Origin of the sequence: Echinicola strongylocentroti (genome assembly GCF_003260975.1) — a bacterium.
In the GTDB taxonomy this organism is placed as follows: Bacteria; Bacteroidota; Bacteroidia; order Cytophagales; family Cyclobacteriaceae; genus Echinicola; species Echinicola strongylocentroti.
The window spans coordinates 4,306,133-4,325,247 of the sequence record NZ_CP030041.1; the positions used below are offsets into that span (position 1 = coordinate 4,306,133).

At 44.8% G+C, this 19,115-nt stretch carries 19 protein-coding genes; 4 read left to right on the plus strand and 15 right to left on the minus strand.

Translation table 11 applies throughout. From position 1 onward, the window contains the following. Positions 1–180: 180 nt before the first annotated feature. The 11 genes from DN752_RS16640 to DN752_RS16690 all read right to left on the minus strand — a co-directional run bounded on the left by DN752_RS16640 (position 181) and on the right by DN752_RS16690 (position 12,412). On the minus strand, positions 181–1,377 hold the full coding sequence (locus DN752_RS16640) for an MFS transporter (protein WP_112784995.1): 1,197 nt from the start codon (positions 1,375–1,377) through the stop codon (positions 181–183). A 75-nt stretch (positions 1,378–1,452) separates the two neighbouring features. Further along, positions 1,453–2,554 (minus strand): peptide chain release factor 2 gene (gene prfB, locus DN752_RS16645; protein WP_112784996.1). Its coding sequence is split into 2 segments (ribosomal slippage): positions 1,453–2,493 and positions 2,495–2,554, totalling 1,101 coding nucleotides; the frame shifts between segments, so codons are not numbered across the junction. 633 nt (positions 2,555–3,187) lie between these two features. Beyond that, a complete protein-coding gene (locus DN752_RS16650; RefSeq protein WP_112784997.1) occupies positions 3,188–3,748 on the minus strand; it encodes a hypothetical protein in 561 nt (186 codons plus the stop codon). A 296-nt stretch (positions 3,749–4,044) separates the two neighbouring features. Next, positions 4,045–5,112 (minus strand): branched-chain amino acid aminotransferase, encoded by a 1,068-nt coding sequence (locus DN752_RS16655; protein WP_112784998.1) that lies wholly within the window; start codon positions 5,110–5,112, stop codon positions 4,045–4,047. Between the two features lie 4 nt (positions 5,113–5,116). Beyond that, positions 5,117–5,665, minus strand: a complete 549-nt coding sequence (locus DN752_RS16660; protein WP_112784999.1) for a cob(I)yrinic acid a,c-diamide adenosyltransferase — start codon at positions 5,663–5,665, stop codon at positions 5,117–5,119. Between the two features lie 133 nt (positions 5,666–5,798). Further along, on the minus strand, positions 5,799–6,521 hold the full coding sequence (locus DN752_RS16665; protein WP_112785000.1) for an ABC transporter ATP-binding protein: 723 nt from the start codon (positions 6,519–6,521) through the stop codon (positions 5,799–5,801). Between the two features lie 169 nt (positions 6,522–6,690). Then, positions 6,691–9,501 carry a tetratricopeptide repeat protein gene (locus tag DN752_RS16670; protein ID WP_162633240.1) on the minus strand — a complete coding sequence of 937 codons (2,811 nt, stop codon included), beginning with the start codon at positions 9,499–9,501 and terminating at the stop codon, positions 6,691–6,693. Next, the gene (gene gatC / locus DN752_RS16675) at positions 9,501–9,788 is read right to left on the minus strand and encodes an Asp-tRNA(Asn)/Glu-tRNA(Gln) amidotransferase subunit GatC (protein WP_112785002.1); all 288 of its coding nucleotides are present in this window, start codon (positions 9,786–9,788) and stop codon (positions 9,501–9,503) included. Before gatC ends, DN752_RS16670 begins: the two co-directional genes overlap by 1 nt. A gap of 21 nt (positions 9,789–9,809) precedes the next feature. After that, positions 9,810–10,544 carry a lysophospholipid acyltransferase family protein gene (locus DN752_RS16680; RefSeq protein WP_112785003.1) on the minus strand — a complete coding sequence of 245 codons (735 nt, stop codon included), beginning with the start codon at positions 10,542–10,544 and terminating at the stop codon, positions 9,810–9,812. 7 nt (positions 10,545–10,551) lie between these two features. Further along, on the minus strand, positions 10,552–10,923 hold the full coding sequence (locus DN752_RS16685) for a globin domain-containing protein (RefSeq protein WP_112785004.1): 372 nt from the start codon (positions 10,921–10,923) through the stop codon (positions 10,552–10,554). A gap of 136 nt (positions 10,924–11,059) precedes the next feature. Further along, positions 11,060–12,412, minus strand: a complete 1,353-nt coding sequence (locus tag DN752_RS16690) for an NfeD family protein (RefSeq protein WP_112785005.1) — start codon at positions 12,410–12,412, stop codon at positions 11,060–11,062. Positions 12,413–12,680: 268 nt separating this feature from the next. Here DN752_RS16690 and DN752_RS16695 point away from each other — a divergent pair, with 268 nt between their 5' ends. The 3 genes from DN752_RS16695 (at position 12,681) to DN752_RS16705 (ending at position 15,450) form a co-directional block, all read left to right on the plus strand. Then, positions 12,681–13,901, plus strand: a complete 1,221-nt coding sequence (locus DN752_RS16695) for a LysM peptidoglycan-binding domain-containing protein (protein ID WP_112785006.1) — start codon at positions 12,681–12,683, stop codon at positions 13,899–13,901. A gap of 230 nt (positions 13,902–14,131) precedes the next feature. Beyond that, positions 14,132–14,686: a hypothetical protein gene (locus DN752_RS16700; protein ID WP_112785007.1), complete on the plus strand. Its 555-nt coding sequence runs from the start codon at positions 14,132–14,134 to the stop codon at positions 14,684–14,686. Next, positions 14,683–15,450, plus strand: a complete 768-nt coding sequence (locus tag DN752_RS16705; protein WP_112785008.1) for a TIGR02757 family protein — start codon at positions 14,683–14,685, stop codon at positions 15,448–15,450. The genes DN752_RS16700 and DN752_RS16705 overlap by 4 nt, the downstream gene beginning before the upstream one ends. An 80-nt stretch (positions 15,451–15,530) precedes the next feature. Here DN752_RS16705 and DN752_RS16710 read toward each other — a convergent pair whose 3' ends face one another. Both DN752_RS16710 and pyrE read right to left on the minus strand, forming a co-directional pair. Continuing rightward, positions 15,531–15,872 (minus strand): hypothetical protein, encoded by a 342-nt coding sequence (locus DN752_RS16710; protein WP_162633241.1) that lies wholly within the window; start codon positions 15,870–15,872, stop codon positions 15,531–15,533. 537 nt (positions 15,873–16,409) lie between these two features. After that, complete coding sequence (gene pyrE, locus DN752_RS16715) at positions 16,410–17,057, minus strand: orotate phosphoribosyltransferase (RefSeq protein ID WP_112785010.1); 648 nt, start codon at positions 17,055–17,057, stop codon at positions 16,410–16,412. An 83-nt stretch (positions 17,058–17,140) separates the two neighbouring features. On the opposite strand from pyrE, the gene DN752_RS16720 reads away from it, so the two are divergent. Further along, positions 17,141–17,827 carry an NUDIX hydrolase gene (locus DN752_RS16720; RefSeq protein WP_112785011.1) on the plus strand — a complete coding sequence of 229 codons (687 nt, stop codon included), beginning with the start codon at positions 17,141–17,143 and terminating at the stop codon, positions 17,825–17,827. Here the strand turns inward: DN752_RS16720 and coaD are convergent. Beyond that, positions 17,815–18,270 carry a pantetheine-phosphate adenylyltransferase gene (gene coaD, locus DN752_RS16725; RefSeq protein WP_112785012.1) on the minus strand — a complete coding sequence of 152 codons (456 nt, stop codon included), beginning with the start codon at positions 18,268–18,270 and terminating at the stop codon, positions 17,815–17,817. The genes DN752_RS16720 and coaD overlap by 13 nt on opposite strands. Before the next feature lie 10 nt (positions 18,271–18,280). Further along, complete coding sequence (locus tag DN752_RS16730) at positions 18,281–19,114, minus strand: DUF3822 family protein (RefSeq protein WP_112785013.1); 834 nt, start codon at positions 19,112–19,114, stop codon at positions 18,281–18,283. Position 19,115: the final 1 nt, after the last annotated feature.

A 19,115-nucleotide genomic window follows, 5' to 3' on the forward strand; every position in this document is an offset into this window, starting at 1 on the left:
AAAGTAGTGTCGAGATGTGAGTATGGAGTATTGAGTCAAACTTCTCACTTTGTAGGTGGGCTTAGCTGGAGTTATTTTATACCTGGTTGTGCTGGGTCCCGGTTGTGTTGGGACGCTGTCCCAGCATTGGCGGACACTGAGTCTCTGACTCAACGAGGTAAAAAATCCACCTCAATCACCTCACTTTTGAAAGGGGGTGGGTGGGGTTTTGGAGGCAGTTTTGGTGATAAATAAGTAAATGAAAGCTACCAAGGCACCGGCAGCACCCATAAGGAATACAAGAGGGAATCGCTCGTGTTGATTGGCATAAATCCATCCAGACCCTAAAGCGCCAATGCCGATACCCGCTTCCAATGCGATGTACATGGTCGCCAGTCCCCGTCCTCTGAAAGCCGATAGAGACAGGTCGATGGTCCATGCAGCGATGGTCGGTGAAGTCATGCCCAATGCAAAACCAAAGAGTACACCTGAGAAAATCAGCATTTCCTTGGAGTGGCTAAAGGCCGTGGCGGTCATGGCCAAGGCAAGGCAAAAGGTGGCTGCCTTTAAGACCGGAATCCTTCCGTAGCGATCCGAAGCTCTTCCGGCCAGCAGCCGTATGGCCAATGAGCTTAGCGTAAATACTGCAAAGAAAATTCCTTTGTTTTCGATTTTTAGAAATGTTGAAAAATCAGGAATAATGGTGAGGATGATGCCAAAAGATAGGTAAGAAAAAAACAGTACGAAGCAGGGAGAAAATACCCTTTTTTCGAATATTTCATCCTTTTTTAATTTGAAATGCCCCATTCGAAAGGGCACTGTTTCCGGTACGGTCTCCTTCAATCGGACCAGTAGTAGAATGGAAATCAGCGCTACACCAGATGAGCAATAAAACAACGGAGTGATACCGTGAAGGCTGGCAATGTAACCTCCCAAAGCTGGGCCGGCTGCCATCCCCAGTGAACTAAAGAGTGACTGGAGCCCCATAGCTTCTCCGCGGCGATTGAATGGTACGATGTCTGCGACATATGCAGAGATCCCTGTAGGTGTAAAACCTGTGCTAAAACCATGCAGGAAGCGCAGGCATAAGAAGCCAGCCACTCCAGAAATCAATGGGTAGAGCAAGCTCACCACCAAACAAACCCCTGCGCCAAAGATCATGACGGGCACTCGGCCTATGCGGTCTGCCAGCTTGCCGCTAAAGGGCCTGGACAGCCCTGCTGTCAAGGTAAATAGGGATATGATCAAGCCTTTATAGTCCTCACCGCCCAAACTGCTCAAATAAGCAGGAAGTTCGGGAATGATCATATTAAAACTGGCAAAGAAGAGGAATGAGCTCAGGCATAACTGCAGAAAGCGCAACGTGAAAAACGGAGGGAGTAATTTTTGCAAGTCCATGGTTTGCCAGTTAAAACAGAAAAGCACACCGGAAGTACTCCGGTGCGCTCATTAGTTTTTGGATAAAGGAAAAGGTCAATTATTTTCAGCTTCTTCTTCACTTTGAGCCAATAGGTAGGCTTTGATGAAGTCATTCAGACCACCGTCCAAGACAGTCTGTACGTCAGAAGTTTCGTGACCAGTCCTTGCGTCTTTGGCCAACTTGTATGGATGCAGTACGTAATTCCTGATCTGCGAGCCAAAGTCAATCTTCATTTTGCCCGCTTCGATCTTGTCCCTCTCGGCGTGGCGTTTTTCCATCTCCATCTGATAGAGACGCGATTTTAGCATTTGCATGGCCTTTTCACGGTTGGCAAGTTGAGACCGCTCTATCTGACAGACTACTACAATCCCTGTAGGCTTGTGCGTAAGTTGGACTTTGGTTTCCACCTTGTTTACGTTTTGCCCTCCGGCGCCTCCCGAACGGGAAGTATGTAGCTCGATATCTGATGGGTTGATTTCGATCTCAATGGATTCATCCACCACGGGGTACACATATACTGAGGCGAATGAGGTGTGTCTTCGGCCGCCACTGTCAAAAGGCGAGATCCTCACCAAACGGTGGACACCGATTTCTGATTTTAGGAAGCCATAAGCCAATGGGCCATCAAATTCCAGCGTAACGGATTTGATGCCTGCTACATCACCTTCCTGTAGGTCCACTTCCTTCACTTTGTAGCCGTTTTTCTCTCCCCACATGATGTACATCCTCATGAGGATGGAGGCCCAGTCGTTACTTTCTGTGCCACCTGCTCCAGGGTTGATTTCCATCAGTGCACTTAGCTGATCTTCTTCATTGCTGAGCATTTTTTTCAGCTCCAGCTCTTCGATTTCGTTTAGTGCCTTTTGGTAATCTGCTTTGATCTCATCTTCTTCTACGTCTCCTGCGGTGTAGAATTCATGCAGTACTTCCAGATCTTGGATCTTGGTTTCTGCACTTTCATAAGAACTGGTCCAGCCCTTCCGTGCCTGAATCTGCTTCATGGTCTTTTCGGCTTCTTCAGGATTGTTCCAAAAGTCAGGTTGGGCAGATACTGCTTCTAAATCTTCTATTTCTGCTTTCTTACGATCGTAGTCAAAGATACCTCCTTAAGGCCGTGATACGCGCCTTCAAGTCTTTCAACTGTTCTGATGTCATAAATTTATTTTCGTTTAATTGATTTTTAAGAGATGCGAATTTCGTCAAATTTTATGGCTTTACCTAAATCTCTACGGTGATCTTTCTAGGGGCATTTGGATTCCATTGGATTTTGGAAATTATTCTCCAAAAGTGCTCCACGGTAATGGGTTTGATGCAAGGATTGTTGCCACGAAGACGCTAAGGCACTATGATGGGCGTGTGGTCGGTGCCTTGTGTTTACAAATAAAAAAACAGTAGGTGGTGTTGAGTTGAAAACTCAATGCTAGTAGGTTCCGCAGCACAGCTGTCGGAACAACCATGTCCGTCAGGCTAACGCATGTGAGTTGCTGAAATTCTATATCCTTATTGATATCTATGCTCCTCACAAATGGCCTAGGGGGATTTCAAATCCCCATTATTCTGGTTCGGGATTTTAAATCCCGAACAGCTAAGACAGCTAAGTTTGGCAGCACAGCTGTCGGAACAACGGGAGGGTATTTGTCTTGCAATCACCGCCCTTTACCAAAAAAACTTAGTGTCTTGGTGACTTAGTGGCCTTTTGTTTCATTGCCATGCAATAGTGCATTCTGTGAATAACCCTGCTTACAGAAAAAATAAAACCTTCCATCCAGAAAAATTGCTTTATCCTAGTTATTGATAAAGGTTCTTTTTGTCGTTTTCCTTTTCTATTGGAGTGATATCGAGGTATATAATTTGGATTTTGTTCCTTCCTTCATTTTTAAAGTACTTTTGCTTAAACCTTGAGATGACGAAACTTCCGGCCAGCAAAGCACCAGATATGATAAGGCCACCCTTGGAGTAGGAGAGTTCACCTTCCGTGTAGAGGCTATTAATAGTTTCGGCGGTCAGCAGGAGGGCGCCCGCTGCGGCGAATATTGTGCTGAAGCTCTTTATCGTCCGGTTTTGCTCTCTGGTGTCGCGTACATCTACCACGGCGATGTTTTCCGGGCGGATGATGTTTTCCCGAAGTACCAGGAAATCACGGTGGATTTCTTTGATCTGATCACTGATGAAGTAGCTCATGTCCTTGGTTTGGTAGGTGATCAGGTCGCCTTCTTCATACTTGATACGTGTTTTTTGATTTCCGCCCTTCTGAAGGATCATGTATCGCTGTGCATGTGCAGAGGAGAGTCCAAGGGTCGTCAGCGCAAACAAACTGCAAAAAAGAAACAAACTGATATTCTTGTTCATAAACTAATCGGTTTAGTAATGGAAAAAGCTCTATTATTAACGTTTGATTGATTCTCAGGTTTTATTTTAGCACCATTGTGAAATGGATTTGGCCATTTTCAACATTACTTGTTGTGGTGTTTTACCGAATTCCTCGGCGGAGCTATGTGTTTTCCTCACATTAGATGGATGCTGGAAGCGCTTCTTTATTGTCGAGGCCTTTTCCTGGGTTGGGGCAGGTATTTACGAATAAAAAAAGCATTTCAGGCAAAATGATGTTCCTGAAATGCTTGGCTTTATATTTTTATAATGGGATTTCAGACCTTGGTGATCCACCCATGTGTGTCTTCTTGTCGGCCATATTTAATGGCATCAAGGGTTTCCAGTACTTGGTAGGAGAAGGAGTCGGCTGGCTTCTCAGGCAGGTCGTAATCCTTGTCCCCAACGTTGATTTTGTGGATATGGGCGATTGTGGCAGCAGTGCCTGTGCCAAATGCCTCTTGAAGACTGTTGTTGTCCAATGACTCTTTGAGCTCGTCCACGGTTAGGAAGCGTTCCTCTATTTTGAGGCCTTTTTCTTTGGCCAAGGTCAAAACAGAATCTCTGGTAATGCCCTTGAGAATGGTGCCCTTGGAAGTGGGAGCAGTGATAAGCGTGTCATTGATGATGAACATCACGTTCATAGTACCGCTTTCCTCGATGTTTTGATGGCTTTTTCCGTCTGTCCAGAGCAATTGGTCATAGCCTTGTCTTTGGGCGATTTGGGCAGGGTAGAGCGAGCCGGCATAGTTTCCTGCTGCTTTTGCTTGTCCTGTTCCTCCTTCTGCCGCACGCGTGAAGTTGGTCTCTACTTTTACCGATACAGGCTTGGCGTAATAGTGCCCCACGGGACAAGTGAAAATCATAAACTTATATGTGGCGGATGGCCGAATGCCCAGGTAATCGTCCGTAGCAAAGATAAAAGGACGAATATAGAGCGAACAGCCCGGTTTATTAGGGATCCAGTCCCTGTCTACCTCTAGAAGTTTTCTTAACCCCTCCATGAAAATTTCCTCAGGAATCTGGGGGATGCACAGCCGGTCTGCTGATTCATTGAGACGACGTTGATTGGCGTCTGGTCGGAAGATCAGCACGTTGTTGTGGTCGTCTTTATAGGCTTTCAGGCCTTCAAAGACAGACTGTCCGTAATGCAAGGTGGCATTAGCTGGATTAAGGTTCAATGGCCCATAGGGTTCCACTCGGAAATCTTGCCATTCCCCGTTTTTATAGTCGGCCACAAACATGTGGTCACTCATTACTTGTCCAAAACTCAGGTTCTCAAAATCAGTTCCTGGCAACTTAGATTGGCTAGTTTGTTTTATTTGGATGTCTATTGTTGTGTTCATGGTATTAAACTCTAGATTCCCACGTGATCTCTTTTACTTCTACTTCTATTGCTATCATCCTTCCCAGAACAAACAGGTAATCTGAAAGTCTGTTGAGGTATTTGATTATTATTTCATCCACTGCCTCTTGGGAATGGAGTGCGGTGACCCTTCTTTCGGCTCTCCTGCACACTGTTCTTGCCACATGGCTGTAGGAGATGGCTGAGTGCCCTCCGGGCAATATGAACTTTTTCAGAGCAGGAAGTTTTTCTTCCATCAGGTCGATTTCCCTTTCTAAATAAGTAACATCCTCTTCTAGGATGTCTGGCTTCTTCACCTTGTTGTTGCCTTGCTCGGTGGCCAAGTCCGCACCAATAGTAAACAGCCGGTCTTGAATGGTTTTCAACTGACCGGAGCGTTTTTGGTTTACCTCCTGATCCTTTAGCAAACCCAAAAAAGCATTTAGCTCGTCGATGGTTCCATAAGCCTCTATTCTTAAGTCAGCTTTGGAAACCCTACTTCCACCCAATAGGGAGGTCTGGCCTTGGTCGCCTCCTTTTGTGTAAAGCTTCATGAGGTAAAGATTTTAGGTTTGTTTCAGGTATAACGAAAAGGGAAAATATTCCTTGGCCCATGCTAAAGAAATTTCACCGATTTCATTTTCTGCTTTGAAATCAGGAAGCAAAATTAAGCATTTAATTGCAATACTATTCGCTGACCGCCTGAAAATTATTTTTTGTAGGGTTGGGGTTTTTCTGGTCTGTCTCCACCAGGCCGTCCCGGAGCCTTACGATACGGTGAGCGTAATGGGCGATATCGTCTTCGTGTGTCACCATGATGATGGTGTTTCCCTTTTGATGGAGCTCATCGAAGAGATTCATAATGTCGTAGGAAGTCTTGGAGTCCAGGTTTCCTGTAGGTTCATCGGCAAGGATAATGCTGGGGTCATTGACCAAGGCACGGGCGATGGCCACTCTTTGACGCTGGCCGCCTGACAGCTCGTTGGGTTTGTGGTTGATACGATCTTCTAGGCCTACACTCTTCAGTGCCATGAAAGCCTTGTCTTCACGGTCTGACTTGCTAAAACCAGCATATATCAGTGGCAAAGCTACGTTCTCCAAGCAACTGGCACGGGGAAGCAGGTTGAAGGTTTGGAACACAAAACCAATCTCCTTATTTCTTACTTCTGCCAAATCGTTTTCTGACATATGGCTGACATCTTTGCTGTTCAGGACATAGTTACCGGCAGTAGGGGTGTCCAAGCAGCCAATAATATTCATCAAGGTGGATTTGCCAGAACCTGATGGCCCCATAAAAGCAACGTACTCTCCTTTATCGATATCAATGGTGACGGACTTAAGGGCATGCACTTTTTCGGCGCCCATCACATATGTTTTCTTGATGTCTTTGGTTTCAATTATTTTCCCCATGATAAAAATTGACGTTTTGTATTTCCTAAAGATACAGTTTTAAAGCAAAAAGTGTAATGGAATATGCTTAATTTATCTTAAAGGCAAAATGAATGTATGAAGATTGGACGTAAGAGCAAAGAAGGAAGGCCCAAGCTAAAATATCAATAAAGATTACGATAGAACATTATCAGTCCTCGCTCTCCTGCAATTCTTGGAGCTTCGTTAGGGGTACCCACTGTCTCAGTTCATCCACGAAGGTGTTGACATAGCCTGTCAGTCCTAGGTCGCGGGCGGCCTGGATCATGGTGAGCCATAGTCTGGCATCTTTGTTGAATTCACATGCATTCCTTAATAGCTCGTAGCGTTCTTCTGAAGAAGGAGCGTCTTTTGCAGCCATGAGTACCATGGGCGTAAAATAGGGGTTGGTAGCTACAGGAGCATTGTCTGGAAAATACACTTTCAGCAAGGGGCTTTCGGGTGATTTGGTCACTTTCTGCCTGGCAATGGACCCGAGTTCTTCGATGTAGCGGCTATCCAGGTCCTTATGCGAAAGCAGGTAACTGCTGATTTCTTTGAGCTCGCTTTCTGAGAGCCAGTGTCCTTTCTTGAATAGGATTTCGTGGGCATAAATCACCTTTAGCGGACCGTCTTCCATTGCTTTATAAAAAGTGAGGAATTCGTCTTTGGTGGCTTTGTTGAGCTGTACGAGATGGTCAAAATAGCCAAAATAGCCCATGTCAATTTGGGGATTCCCTATGGAGTCCAGTTCGTTTTTCATCCATTCGGGAAATTCCAGCTGGTATTTTTCTGCGATCTTCTTGGCAATGTCCTTATGGCCACCAAAGTACAGGACGGGCAGCTGGTCGCTTTTAAAATCCCTATATCCCATCATTTCGGCAGTGGCAAGTTCATTGGCTGCCTTTTCAAAATCACCTTGTCCGATCAATATATATGCTGCCATGCCATGGAAGTATCCAGCAGACCCTTCAAAGTCGATGGCTAGCCCATTCAGGTATTTTAAGGCCGAGGAAACCTGGTGGTCCTGGTAGCTTCGGATGACTCGCGTGACCCGGAGCTCTTGCTGGGCAGCGGTACTTAGTTCTTTGGAATAGAGTGAATCAACAAGGGCAATGTCTTGGTCAATGGGCGCGAAGGTTTTGTTGGACCATTGGTTTCGTAGAATGGCCTGCTGTGTTAAGGGGGCATCGCTGACTTCTGCTTCAATTGTGAAATTTGCGAAATCCCCGATTAAATTGTAGTAGGCCAACGTATTGATTTTGCCTATCCTGTCTTGGCCCGGCTCAGGTAGGTGATCGATATTGAGCAGGTGTTTTACCTGAACCCCAATGCGGTTGGCCTGAATGGTTCCGCTACGGTCGTTAGGCGGTAATAGTTCCAGGGCTTTTTGAGCTTTGTTGCCTTTACTGTATAGTAAGGCCAGGTTGTTTTTGATCAGTGTGTTGTCAGGGTATATTTCGAGGCCTTTTTCCAAATAAAACAGGGCATCAAAATACCTGTTTCGTTTATGTGCCATATTAGCAGCCAAGATTACTTCAGGAACGGATGGACTCCATTCGAAAGCTTCCAGCATTTGTTGCTTGGCCAAGGTCAGTTGGTTTTCATCCTCATACAATAGCGCAGTAGCTACTTTTGCTTTGCCGTTTTTTCTGTACCTGATCCAGCTGTTTTCGTATAGGATTCTTGCTTCCAGGGGCCGGCCAGTGGCATAATAGTAATCTGCCGAAAAGTTGGTAGAGCTGGTGCTTAACTGTGGGGCGATAACGCCATCTGAATAGACCACTAATGAGAGCAAGGCAATGAGTGCCCCGATACGCATGTGGACATAGGCAAAGTACTTTGGCCTGAAAATCACCTCTGATATCGGTTTTCCAGAATTCATGAATCCGAGGAAATTGGACATGAGGTAAATGAAAAACAACAACGAAAAGGCGATTTGGGTGTAAAGCAGCCAGTGATCTAGGAAATCCAGCATAGGTTGGTTCAGTGAGAAGCTGGCTTTCCAGAAAGCCATGGAACTGATCCCAAAACCAATCCAATAAAGGGATTTTCCGACAATTGGCAAGTTGAAAGGCTGGTCGATTTGGTCGATTTTTGCACGTATTTCAAACCACCCCGCCACACCCACGACGATAAAGAGCGGGAAAAGCGGTGGGTAAGTAAAAGGTAAAGAATAACTATTGGTATAGTGTAATAAGATGATGAGCAATAGCAAGAGGTAGCCAGTGGTGAAAATGGTCAAGTGCCATGAGATTTTGAGTCCTACACCTTGGTTAAGTTTGGTAAGCAATAAGAAAAAACCTCCGACCAATGCATGGCCTACATACAGCAAAAAGATGGCCGCTACACTAAGGGCTACCAACCCGAGGTTTTCGGAAAGGAGCAAGGTGGGATTGACCGTAGGGCTGAGATAAAGAAGTAGGGCAATGGTACACCACGCTATAGGGGCGATGATCAAGGTCCTTTTTGTAAGAGGGATGTGCTCATAGAAAAAGTGGATGACCATAGCTGGAAGGGTGAATCCGGCCATCAAGATGATCAAGGCAAGGTTACTGCTGACACTGCCAATGTTCAGGGAATTGACCCCGCTAAAGGTGAGCATGAGGATAACCAAGGCCATGGCTCCAATAAAATGATACCTTCTGAAGGTGGTGATCAGGCTGATGGCCAAACCAATCAATAGACAAACGACTGCACCGAAAAAATAAGTCTTTTCAATTTGAGGCACTGGTGCAAGCACTTCGAAATTTTGGAATACTAAGTAGTTTTCTACTTGTAGGGCGTAATTGGCCACACCCCAATTGTAAAAATCGAGGGGCACTTCTACCATTTCCGAAAATAACCCCGGCTGTATGGGCAAGGCTTCGTCCGGTGCAAAGCAGTACTGATAGCATAAAAGAAAACTGCCAATGATCACGATGAGGATTGGCAGTCTTTGTAGTAATATCTTGCTGGTGTTGTCTGTTCGGTATTCAGGCATTATTCTAGCACCTTAGGCACACGGAAGTAGTCAGAGTCCTTTTGTGGGGCATTTTTAAGCCCTTTGTCATGAGGGAGGTGTTTGCCTACAGCATCTTCCCTGAGTATATTTACCTCTGAGGACATCGTGGTGATCGGCTCGATGCCTTCTGTGTCTACTTGGTCCAAGTGCTCTACCCAGTCCAAAATCTGAGTCATGTCCCTGGTCATTTTTTTGGCACTGTTCTCATCGAATTCCAAACGAGCTAGGTGGGCAATTTTTTTAAGGGTATTGATATCAATTTTCATGATGCATATTTTTTTGGTAAATCAGTGAGGTCGATTGTCTTTCCAGAGCTGCTCTTGGATGACCTGGTGACAATGAAGCTTCATGTCGGCCACCGCTTCTTTTTCTGATCCTTTGGGGATCACAGGTGCATGAATGACCACTTTTACCGGTTTATAGTTCAATAAGAATTTATTGTCGTCGGGCAAAATTAAGTGATTATAGGATAAAGTTACAGGAATTATAGGGATTTGTTTTTCAAAAGCGAGATTAAATGCCCCGTCCTTAAATGATGAAATCTTTGGTGGATCAGTGCTGCGGATGCCTCCTTCCGGAAAAATGATGATGTTGCTTCCTTCATCGATGATCTCCTTGGTCCGTTTGAGTGTTTCTCCCCTGCTTCTGAAGCTAGCCCTGTCCACGGCGATATGAAGACGTTTGAACATGTATCCGAAAAGGGGGACTTTGCCAATAGAGCTTTTGCCCACAAACACCGCATCACCGGACATTAGGCCGATCACGGGAATGTCCAAGTAGGAGAAGTGGTTAGCTACGATGATATACTGTGGCTGTTCTTTAAGGAAATGCCTGTTTTCCACTTTTACGCGCATAAGGAGGCCAGTGAAGAAGACTTTGGCCCAGATGCCATTGAGCATTCGGCCGTATTTTTTCAGGCCGGGCACCTCAATGGTGATGATAAAAAGCGGGAGGAGAACCAAAAAAGACCCCAAAAAGATAATGGTGCCGTATGTCGAATAGATTCTTCTGAGTAAGCGCATGCCTGAGTTATTGATTGATCATGTGATTGGCCACTTTTACGAAGTAGCTCATCATGAGTTCTTTGACATTTTGGTCAATAGCCATCTTGTCCATGGCGGTAAACATGGTGCTGAGCCAGTGATTCCTCATATTGTCGTCAATGGCCCATTCCAAGTGCCTCATACGGAGCCTCGGATGCCCACGCTGTTCGGAGTAAGTAGCGGGACCGCCAAAAACCTGTAGTAAAAACAGGAATAAACGCTCCTCTGCAGCATCGAGGTCACTGGGATACAGCGATCTTAAGGCTTCATTATTGGCCACGCCCTCATAAAAATAACCGACCAGTTCCTTGATCTTTTCTTCTCCTATGGCCTGATAAACCGTTTGGAATTCATTCATGGAATTTCAGTGATAGTTACGGCAAACTTAATTAAAAATGAGCAAAAACGTAGAACGTCAGTAAGTGATGGAGCACAAATACACGAAAAATGAACCCCGTAACCCACTGCCTCAATAACCAAATGGCTTTTCCCTGCTAACTGATTTTTTTTACTTTTAGGGAAGTGCCCTCTGTACTGATGACTTTGATTTTTTCCCCTTGTCCAATGAACTCTCCCCGAGAGTGGGCATCATAAATTTCCTCATCCACCAATACCTTGCCACTGGGCATTAGTCTTGTGTGGGCGATGCCTTCTTTTTCCAGCAGGTCATTGGAATACCAAAAAGAGGTGTAGCCATCTTCCTTTTTTTGGGTGGTGGCCAAGGTGATTTTGCTGAATGCTTGCCATTCATTTACTTTCGGTGCGAGCATGAATATTCCGCCTATGGCGATTACGGTGGCCAATATCACGGTGACCAAAGCGACGAACAATTCCTCGGAAGGCACAAAGGAAAAGTCAAAGGCATCATTGGGGAGCATGCCCAGCGTCAGTCCAGTCAGTATGCAGGCGATGCCCAAAATACCCGCCACACCAAATCCGGGTATGACGAAGAGTTCAAGAGCCAAGAGGATAATGCCCAATATGAATACGACGATTTCCCAGTTTTCGGCCAGACCAGTCAGGTAATAAGGGATGAAATATAAAATCACCGCAGTGACTGCAGCCGCCAAGGGAAAACCTACCCCAGGAGTTTGGATTTCAAAATATATTCCCCCTATGATTATTAATATCAAGAAGCCACTGATGGCAGGATTGAGAAAAATACTGATAATGTGCTCCGCCACACCCGCTTCATATTCGATCAGTTCATGGTTGTCTATTCCGAGATGTTGGATTGCTTCATCGATGGTGTGTACTTCTGCTTCACAGAATCCGTTTTTGATGGCCTCGGATACGGAAAAGGTGATGACAGAACCCTCGGTGGTGATGCCTTCTATGACCAGCTTTTCGTCGACCATTGCTTCGGCGATTTTGGGGTCTCTGCCCTTGGCTTCTGCTGTGCTGCGCATCATTGAGCGCATATAGGACTGGTACTTGTCGGGGGCGGCTTCTCCTGAGCCCCCCATGACCACGGTGGCCGCACCAATGCTTGCGCCCGGAGCCATGTAGATGCTGTCGCATGCAATGGATATCAATGCTCCTGCGGAGGCAGCATCCTTGTCAATAAAAGAAATGGTCGGGGTTTCGGCTTCTAAGAGCATGGTACGAATATCATCAGCATCATTGACGGCGCCGCCATATGTATCCATGTGTATAAGGATATAGTCGACCTCTTTGTTGACGGCATCTTCCAAGGCCATCTTTACCTTTCTGTTCATTCTGGGGTCGATATTGTCTCGGATTTCCAGGACGTACACTTTTTTGATATCAGTAGTGTCCTGTGCTGCTTGCACCTGAAAGTGCAGAAAGGAGAGTAACAAAAAGCAGAAAAGCTGCGCAATCTTCATAGATAAGTGATTAAGGTTTTTTACTGCTTCCGTTAAGGATGTGTTCATCCTGTTTTGGGAAGGCAGTCGTGACGACGCCCAATGAAAATGGAAGTGGCCAACTATAAATATAAAGGTTTTGATTCAATTCTCATTTAGAAACTTTAAGGTCATTCATTTAGGAAATTTCTGTTGATTGAAAATTTTAGCAGTATTTTTGTTGTAATTTGCAGCTAAGAGAAAAGCACAAATCAAAGCATAATTGCCAAAAGTAATCACAACAGGAAATATGAGTTTTATAGTGAGTATGGACAGTTTAATCAAGAAGTTAAGTTTAGCGATTTTTATTTTTTTAACTGGCGTGGGAGGAGCCTTTGCTACAGGAGCAGCCCAAGATTCAGTAGGAATGGAAAAGATAGGAGGCAAGACATATATTATCCATGAAGTGACCGCCAAGGAGACGTTGTTTGCGATATCAAGACGATATGAGACTCCTGTTGGTGACATTATCAAAAATAATGATGAGCTTAAACAAGGGCTGAAAATAGGTCAACGGATCAAGGTGCCCTATACTCCCAAAACGGAAATACCTGAAGGAGCCGTGTTGCACAAAGTGGCCCCAGGGGAAACGCTTTTTTCCGTTGCACAAAAGTACGGTGTTGCTGTCACTGACGTGAAGGCTTGGAACGACCTAAAAGGTGATGACCTTAGTGTGGGCCAAGGCTTAATTATACAAGGTGCCAAGCCAAAAGAAACACCCAAAAGGGAGGCTCCCGAGCTACGGGGAAATCCCACAGAAGTAAAACCAAGCATGAGTGAGCCAACTCCGGAAGTTGCAAAAAAAGAGGTGGTAATAGAAGAGAAGAGCCAAAAAGAAAAGACACCGAAAAAAGTGGAAGAAGTATCCGCTCCAGTCACAGAAACAGAGCGGATAGAGGAGGTTACCGATGATGAGGGCACTGGCTGGATCACCCATACAGTGAAAGATGGGGAGACGCTTTATTCCATTTCCAAGAAGTATGATGCCAATATGGGGGATTTAATCAACTGGAATGTACTCTCATCCAATAACCTCAGAGAAGGCCAGAAGCTGAAAGTAGGGAGAAAAGAAGGTGCTGTCAACAACCCCTCACCTTCCTCAACGTCACCTGACGTGCCTGATCAAAAAGAGGTGAAGGGTGCATCTGAGCAAGCTGCGGCCTCTACTGCTGCTGTAAAAAAGGCGAGCAATGAAAGTACCGCTTATAAGAACATCAAGGAGTCCGGTCAAGCAGAAGTCATCGAAGGTACAGGGAATCATAAAAAATACCTGGTATTACACAAGACGGCTCCGGTGGGTACGATCATGAGGATCCGAAACGAAGAAAATGACGTGACTATTTTCGCAAGGGTAGTGGGAAAACTACCTGATACTGGTGATAATGATGAGTTGTTAATTAAGGTTTCCCAAGCAGCATTTGACCAACTGAGGGCTGTAAATAACAGGTTTAGGGTGGAGGTATCCTACTAGGCCCATACAGCATCGTAAAGTGAAAGACTGCAGTTGGTTGGTACCAAGTGCAGTCTTTTTATTTTAGCCCGGTTTAGGATTATTTCACCATACATTTTTTCTAAGCCTTATGATCAGAGGGGGCGCTGGAATAAGGTGGAGCATCAATGCCCGATGTATAGAAGTGGTGTAAGTCATTTTGTTAATTGCTGATAATTAGGTTATTTTTGCGCAGACGTTTGCATAATTGAATGAATAAAATCCAACTCATATTCCATCACATCTTCCGTTTTATCTGGAATTTGATATTTATAATTTCATATCCTATTCTTGCTACCTTTGGGCTGGTATTTATTGGTATGACCTATTTTTTTTCATGGATATCCAGAATGTTGACCCGAATAAAACGAAAAGAATCCATTACAGAAATCACTATCCCTGAATGGGGCCAGCTGTCCCAGGATGTTGACTTGCTTGAAGCCAAGCTGTACAAGCAAATTATGTTTGGCCCCTCCTGCTATGCTGTACGTCGTAAGGATGGAGTCCCTTCGGTTTTGGAGGACCATTATTTTGGCAAGAAGGTGAATGTAATTGAAGAGGGATATCTACTGGAGAGATGGAACACCGTTGAGGCTAAAGAGTTGCCGGATTTTGATGTGTGCCTCTATGAGCCAGATGAAGATCGGCTTACGCCACTGACCAATATTAAGTGTTTTGACTGGCACTTGGCCGAAAAAGAGAAAAATAAGCTTTGTTTTAAGTGGTTTGATGGTACCCAGGGTGGTGAAGTTAGTGTGGCCTTATGATGGATTTGAAAGGGTTTTTGGAGGAGAAAGTAGCTCTTTACAATCAACCAGGGTTTATTGCAGCAGATCCTATTTTAATTCCCCATCGCTATTCCAAAAAACAGGATATAGAGATTGCCGGTTTTTTTGCCGCTACTTTGGCCTGGGGGCAACGAAAGACCATTATCAATAAATGTACTGAGCTTTTGGTCATGATGGATGATGCCCCCCATGATTTTATGCTGCACCATTCCGAATCAGACCTTAAGCCATTTTTGGATTTTAAGCACCGTACGTTTAATGATATCGACACCCTTTGGTTCATTGCATTTTTGAGCCGGTTTTATCGGGAGCACGGGAGTTTAGAGGAAGCATTTACCGTTGGCTGGGAAGATGAGGTGGATATCATGGAAGTTCTCCTTGGCAATTTTCATGAAGTATTTTTCGCCGATCCAGAGGCACCGCGCCGGACCAGAAAACATGTAGCTACTCCCAAGCGAAAAGCTGCCTGTAAGCGGATCAATATGTTTTTGCGTTGGATGGTCCGTAAGGATCAAAAAGGAGTTGACTTTGGTATTTGGGAAAAGATCAGCCCCTCTCAATTGATCTGTCCATGTGATCTTCATGTGGACCGGGTAGCGAGAAAGCTAGGGCTGATTCAGCGGAAACAAACGGACTGGAAGACGGCAGTAGAGCTGACTGCACGGCTGAGGGAGTTTGATCCTTTGGATCCTGTGAAATATGACTTTGCGCTTTTTGGACTAGGTGTCGAAGAGAAGTTTTAACCGATGATTGTCGAACTGTAGGGGTACCGTACCGACAAGCGATCCTGCAGCCCTACTATTCAACCCGGGTTTAATGCCGTTTAGTTTAGTGTGTATCTGGAAATATGTGTTCTATATTTTTTCCTTGGGCAGTTATTTTTCTTGCTAAATTTCAAGATGGTTTTCATCTCTTTACCTTTGTCACTTTTTTGCTTCAGGTCAAAAAAATAACCAAAAAAAACCCGCCGCTGTGCATCTATTGGCCTAAAATTAAAACCTTCCCTCATGCAGGCAAACTCCTCCTTTTTAGCAGCCAACATTCTTTTTGGCCAGCATTTCGTCAAACAAGCCTGCCTTTTTGCCCGCCCGCTTTTTAATTTCTTAACGCCCAATACCTGCAAGGCGGATTCAGTTAATAAGTCCCAAAAAGGTGTTGTTTCCATATGACGGCTCTTGGTATGCCTGTTTTTCATCCGGTGGTGCAGGCTGTTAAGAAAGGGAGTTAGCTCGCGTCGTGGAACAGCGAGATCCACTCTCTTTCAGCCCGGAGCCACCGAATGAAAATTAAAATGGGTGACGGATCCACGTCGCATGGGAAATCTATGTCCCATTTTAAAGGGCAGACCACCGGCCTAGATTTTTTTCTTTCTTTTTTCATCAATGGAAGAAAGGAAAAGGATAAAAACCACCAAAATGGCCAAAGCCATACGGTTAAACCCGGTTTATGCATTAGGAATCGTGATGAGGTTTGAAACTGCAAGAAAATCAGGCTGTTTGGAGATTGAGGCATAGCACCGCTATGGTGAAATCGAAAACAGCAGCGAAGCGACTGATTTTGAAGTAGGTTCATACCGTAATAGATAGGCTAATGCATATTCCGGGTTAAAGTCAAATAGAAAAGGAACTCCTAGCATGTGAAAACTGGGAAATAGCCTTAACTAAACGGCATTGAAACCGGGTTCAAACAATAAGTCAGTTAGCTATTCTGCTTTCCATGTTTCCGGGGATTTTCTCCATTCTGCGAGCGATTGTAGGTCTTCATCTGAAGCGTAATGATTTTCGATAGCTTGGGGCAACATCGCTTCATAGTCACTGAGACACATCAATTCAACTCCTGCATTTTCAAAATTTTTGCGGGCTAGTTCAAATCCGTAAGTGAAGATAGCAGCCATCCCCAATACTTCAAAGCCAGCTGTTTTGAGTGCTTCCACGGCCTTCAGTGAGCTTCCACCTGTAGATACTAGGTCTTCGATGACTACTACTTTTTGGCCTTTGGTCACTTTGCCTTCGATCATGTTTTCCATGCCGTGGCCTTTGGGTTTGGATCTTACATAGATGAATGGGATGCCCATTTCCTCAGCGATCAGGGCGCCTTGGGGGATTCCTGCGGTGGCCACGCCAGCAATACCTTCTGCATCTGGGAAGTTTTGACGGACCACTTCTACGAGCTTTTCCTTGATAAATGTCCTTGTCTCAGGAAAGGACAAGGAAAGGCGGTTGTCACAGTAGATAGGGGATTTCCATCCAGAGGCCCAGGTAAAAGGCTGTTGGGGCTGCAAACGGATGGCTTTGATTTCGAGTAACTTTTTGGCAATGGCTGCCGCTATTTCTTTGCTGTGTAATTTCATGCCATAAAATTAATTCATAAAAATGTTTTGGCGGTTGTGATGGCTAATATTTTTGTGCATTTTTGGTTTGAAATGACTTTAGTATGAGAATATTCATCAACGACAAACCGCTGGACATATTATCACCAGAAGAGCTGAGTAAAAGTAAGACCTTTGAATGTGTTTATGATAACCCTAAGGACTTGCCTGCTTATGTGGCTTTTCATGATGATGTCTTGATTACGAAGCCTTCCAAGGATATCATTATTAAGTTACTGTATTTGCTAAGGACCAGAAAGTTGAAAAACCTGGATACCATCACGATTGTCGCCGATGATGTCAAGGCATTGAAATCCTATATCAAGAGTCGCTTTAATATTGTCAAGGCAGCAGGTGGAGTGGTGACGGATAAGGAAAAGGTTCTATTTATTCATCGTTTAGGTAAGTGGGATTTGCCCAAAGGGAAATTTGAAAAAGGAGAGACCCCCGAAGAATGCGCTGTTAGGGAGGTGGAGGAGGAGTGCGCCATCTCTGTAAAGCAGGGCAAGTTGATCTGCAAGACTTGGCATACCTACACGCAAAATCGTAAAAGTATCTTAAAAAAGACCTATTGGTATAAGATGGAGTGCACGGATGATTCGAAGATGGCGCCTCAGCGGGAAGAAGGTATAGATGATATCAAGTGGCTTTCCCATCATGAAGCCAAAGTGGCCTTGGTCAATTCCTATCCATCGATGCGCTACCTTTACAAGCGCTTTTTAAAGATGGTGCCGGAAGTTCAGACCTCGTAAGGAAGAAAATCACTGACGCTTCCGCCATAGCGGTGTACCTCCCTGATGACAGTAGAGCTTACGGCCGCATACTGCGGTGAGGTGATCAGGAATACCGTCTCCAAATCCGTGTTGAGATACCGGTTCATTTGAGAGATGGTGTTTTCGTATTCGAAGTCTGTGGTGTTTCGAAGCCCTCTTAGTAGGAAAGTGGCGTCGTGCTTTTTTGCCAGACTTGAAGTAAGTTCATTGTAGACAACTACCTTAACTTCAGGAGTTTCTTTGTATACTTCCCTGATTTTTTCGACCATCATGTCAATCTCGAAATACCTGGACTTTTTGGAGGAATTGTATCCTATGCCAATAACGATTTCATCAAAGATGTCCAGTCCTCTCATGACGATGTCATGGTGTCCGTTGGTGTAGGGGTCAAAAGATCCGGGGAAGATGGCTGTTTTTTTCATTTCTACGGCTTCAATTGGTCCAGAAGGCTGCCAGTTTTTTAGTTTCTTTGAACCCTTCTGCCCCTGGAAGGTAGTTTTGGTTAGCTTTTGGTGTGGTGATTTCGATGTTTTTGAAATACATGCGAAGCACGTCAGCCTGAACGCTGATTTCTTCTAGGTTGCCGTAAATGGTGATCTTACAGTGCATTCTGTCAAATGCCAACTGGTGAAGTACACTAAAACTGTATTTCAAAAACTCTTGGTTACTGTTGACTTCAAATCGGTTAAAAAATTTAAGTGCTTTATTGGCAAATCCGGCCAAATAAATTTGACTGTCCTCGATGACCACAGCAATTTCTTGATTGAGCATTTGAGGCATTTCCCGGAGTAAGTAGGAGAGTGCCATATTGCTTCCATGTGTCAATTGGAGGTGGGGAAGGTGTTTGGTAAAGAGCTGGAGCACGGCCTTGTCCACCCCGCCTACTACCACTAGCTGGCCTTCTTGTAGGTTTGAATGAAAGAAGGAGGTGTGGTGTGACTTACTGCTAAAGTTAAGGTAGGTTTCAGCTTCCGAAGCTTCGAACATTACACCAGGTACCAAACAAAAATCAGGTGAGTAAATATAAAGGTTGGCCTTAGATTGTTTGCCAGCTTGGGAGATGAACAAGTCCTTTTGTAGGATCATGTCCAGTTCCTTAGGCTCTACGAAAGGGTAATCATTTACCCCGATGACCAGACCGTTTTGGTTTTTAACGATCACAATTAGCCTTTCAGGATAAAATAAAAGCGATAAACCTGACGTAGTGGTTACGTCAAGCTTATCGCAGTGAAATTCTGTATGAGTATTTTTTACAGTCTTAGCCAAG

What these genes read in the sequence shown, in the direction of transcription:
- DN752_RS16640 (WP_112784995.1), bottom strand. Translation starts at nt 1,377, where the DNA reads ATGGACTTGCAAAAATTACTCCCTCCGTTTTTCACGTTGCGCTTTCTG.
- DN752_RS16650 (WP_112784997.1), bottom strand. Translation starts at nt 3,748, where the DNA reads ATGAACAAGAATATCAGTTTGTTTCTTTTTTGCAGTTTGTTTGCGCTG.
- DN752_RS16655 (WP_112784998.1), bottom strand. Translation starts at nt 5,112, where the DNA reads ATGAACACAACAATAGACATCCAAATAAAACAAACTAGCCAATCTAAG.
- DN752_RS16660 (WP_112784999.1), bottom strand. Translation starts at nt 5,665, where the DNA reads ATGAAGCTTTACACAAAAGGAGGCGACCAAGGCCAGACCTCCCTATTG.
- DN752_RS16665 (WP_112785000.1), bottom strand. Translation starts at nt 6,521, where the DNA reads ATGGGGAAAATAATTGAAACCAAAGACATCAAGAAAACATATGTGATG.
- DN752_RS16670 (WP_162633240.1), bottom strand. Translation starts at nt 9,501, where the DNA reads ATGCCTGAATACCGAACAGACAACACCAGCAAGATATTACTACAAAGA.
- gatC (WP_112785002.1), bottom strand. Translation starts at nt 9,788, where the DNA reads ATGAAAATTGATATCAATACCCTTAAAAAAATTGCCCACCTAGCTCGT.
- DN752_RS16680 (WP_112785003.1), bottom strand. Translation starts at nt 10,544, where the DNA reads ATGCGCTTACTCAGAAGAATCTATTCGACATACGGCACCATTATCTTT.
- DN752_RS16685 (WP_112785004.1), bottom strand. Translation starts at nt 10,923, where the DNA reads ATGAATGAATTCCAAACGGTTTATCAGGCCATAGGAGAAGAAAAGATC.
- DN752_RS16690 (WP_112785005.1), bottom strand. Translation starts at nt 12,412, where the DNA reads ATGAAGATTGCGCAGCTTTTCTGCTTTTTGTTACTCTCCTTTCTGCAC.
- DN752_RS16695 (WP_112785006.1), top strand. Translation starts at nt 12,681, where the DNA reads ATGAGTTTTATAGTGAGTATGGACAGTTTAATCAAGAAGTTAAGTTTA.
- DN752_RS16700 (WP_112785007.1), top strand. Translation starts at nt 14,132, where the DNA reads ATGAATAAAATCCAACTCATATTCCATCACATCTTCCGTTTTATCTGG.
- DN752_RS16705 (WP_112785008.1), top strand. Translation starts at nt 14,683, where the DNA reads ATGATGGATTTGAAAGGGTTTTTGGAGGAGAAAGTAGCTCTTTACAAT.
- DN752_RS16710 (WP_162633241.1), bottom strand. Translation starts at nt 15,872, where the DNA reads ATGGAAACAACACCTTTTTGGGACTTATTAACTGAATCCGCCTTGCAG.
- pyrE (WP_112785010.1), bottom strand. Translation starts at nt 17,057, where the DNA reads ATGAAATTACACAGCAAAGAAATAGCGGCAGCCATTGCCAAAAAGTTA.
- DN752_RS16720 (WP_112785011.1), top strand. Translation starts at nt 17,141, where the DNA reads ATGAGAATATTCATCAACGACAAACCGCTGGACATATTATCACCAGAA.
- coaD (WP_112785012.1), bottom strand. Translation starts at nt 18,270, where the DNA reads ATGAAAAAAACAGCCATCTTCCCCGGATCTTTTGACCCCTACACCAAC.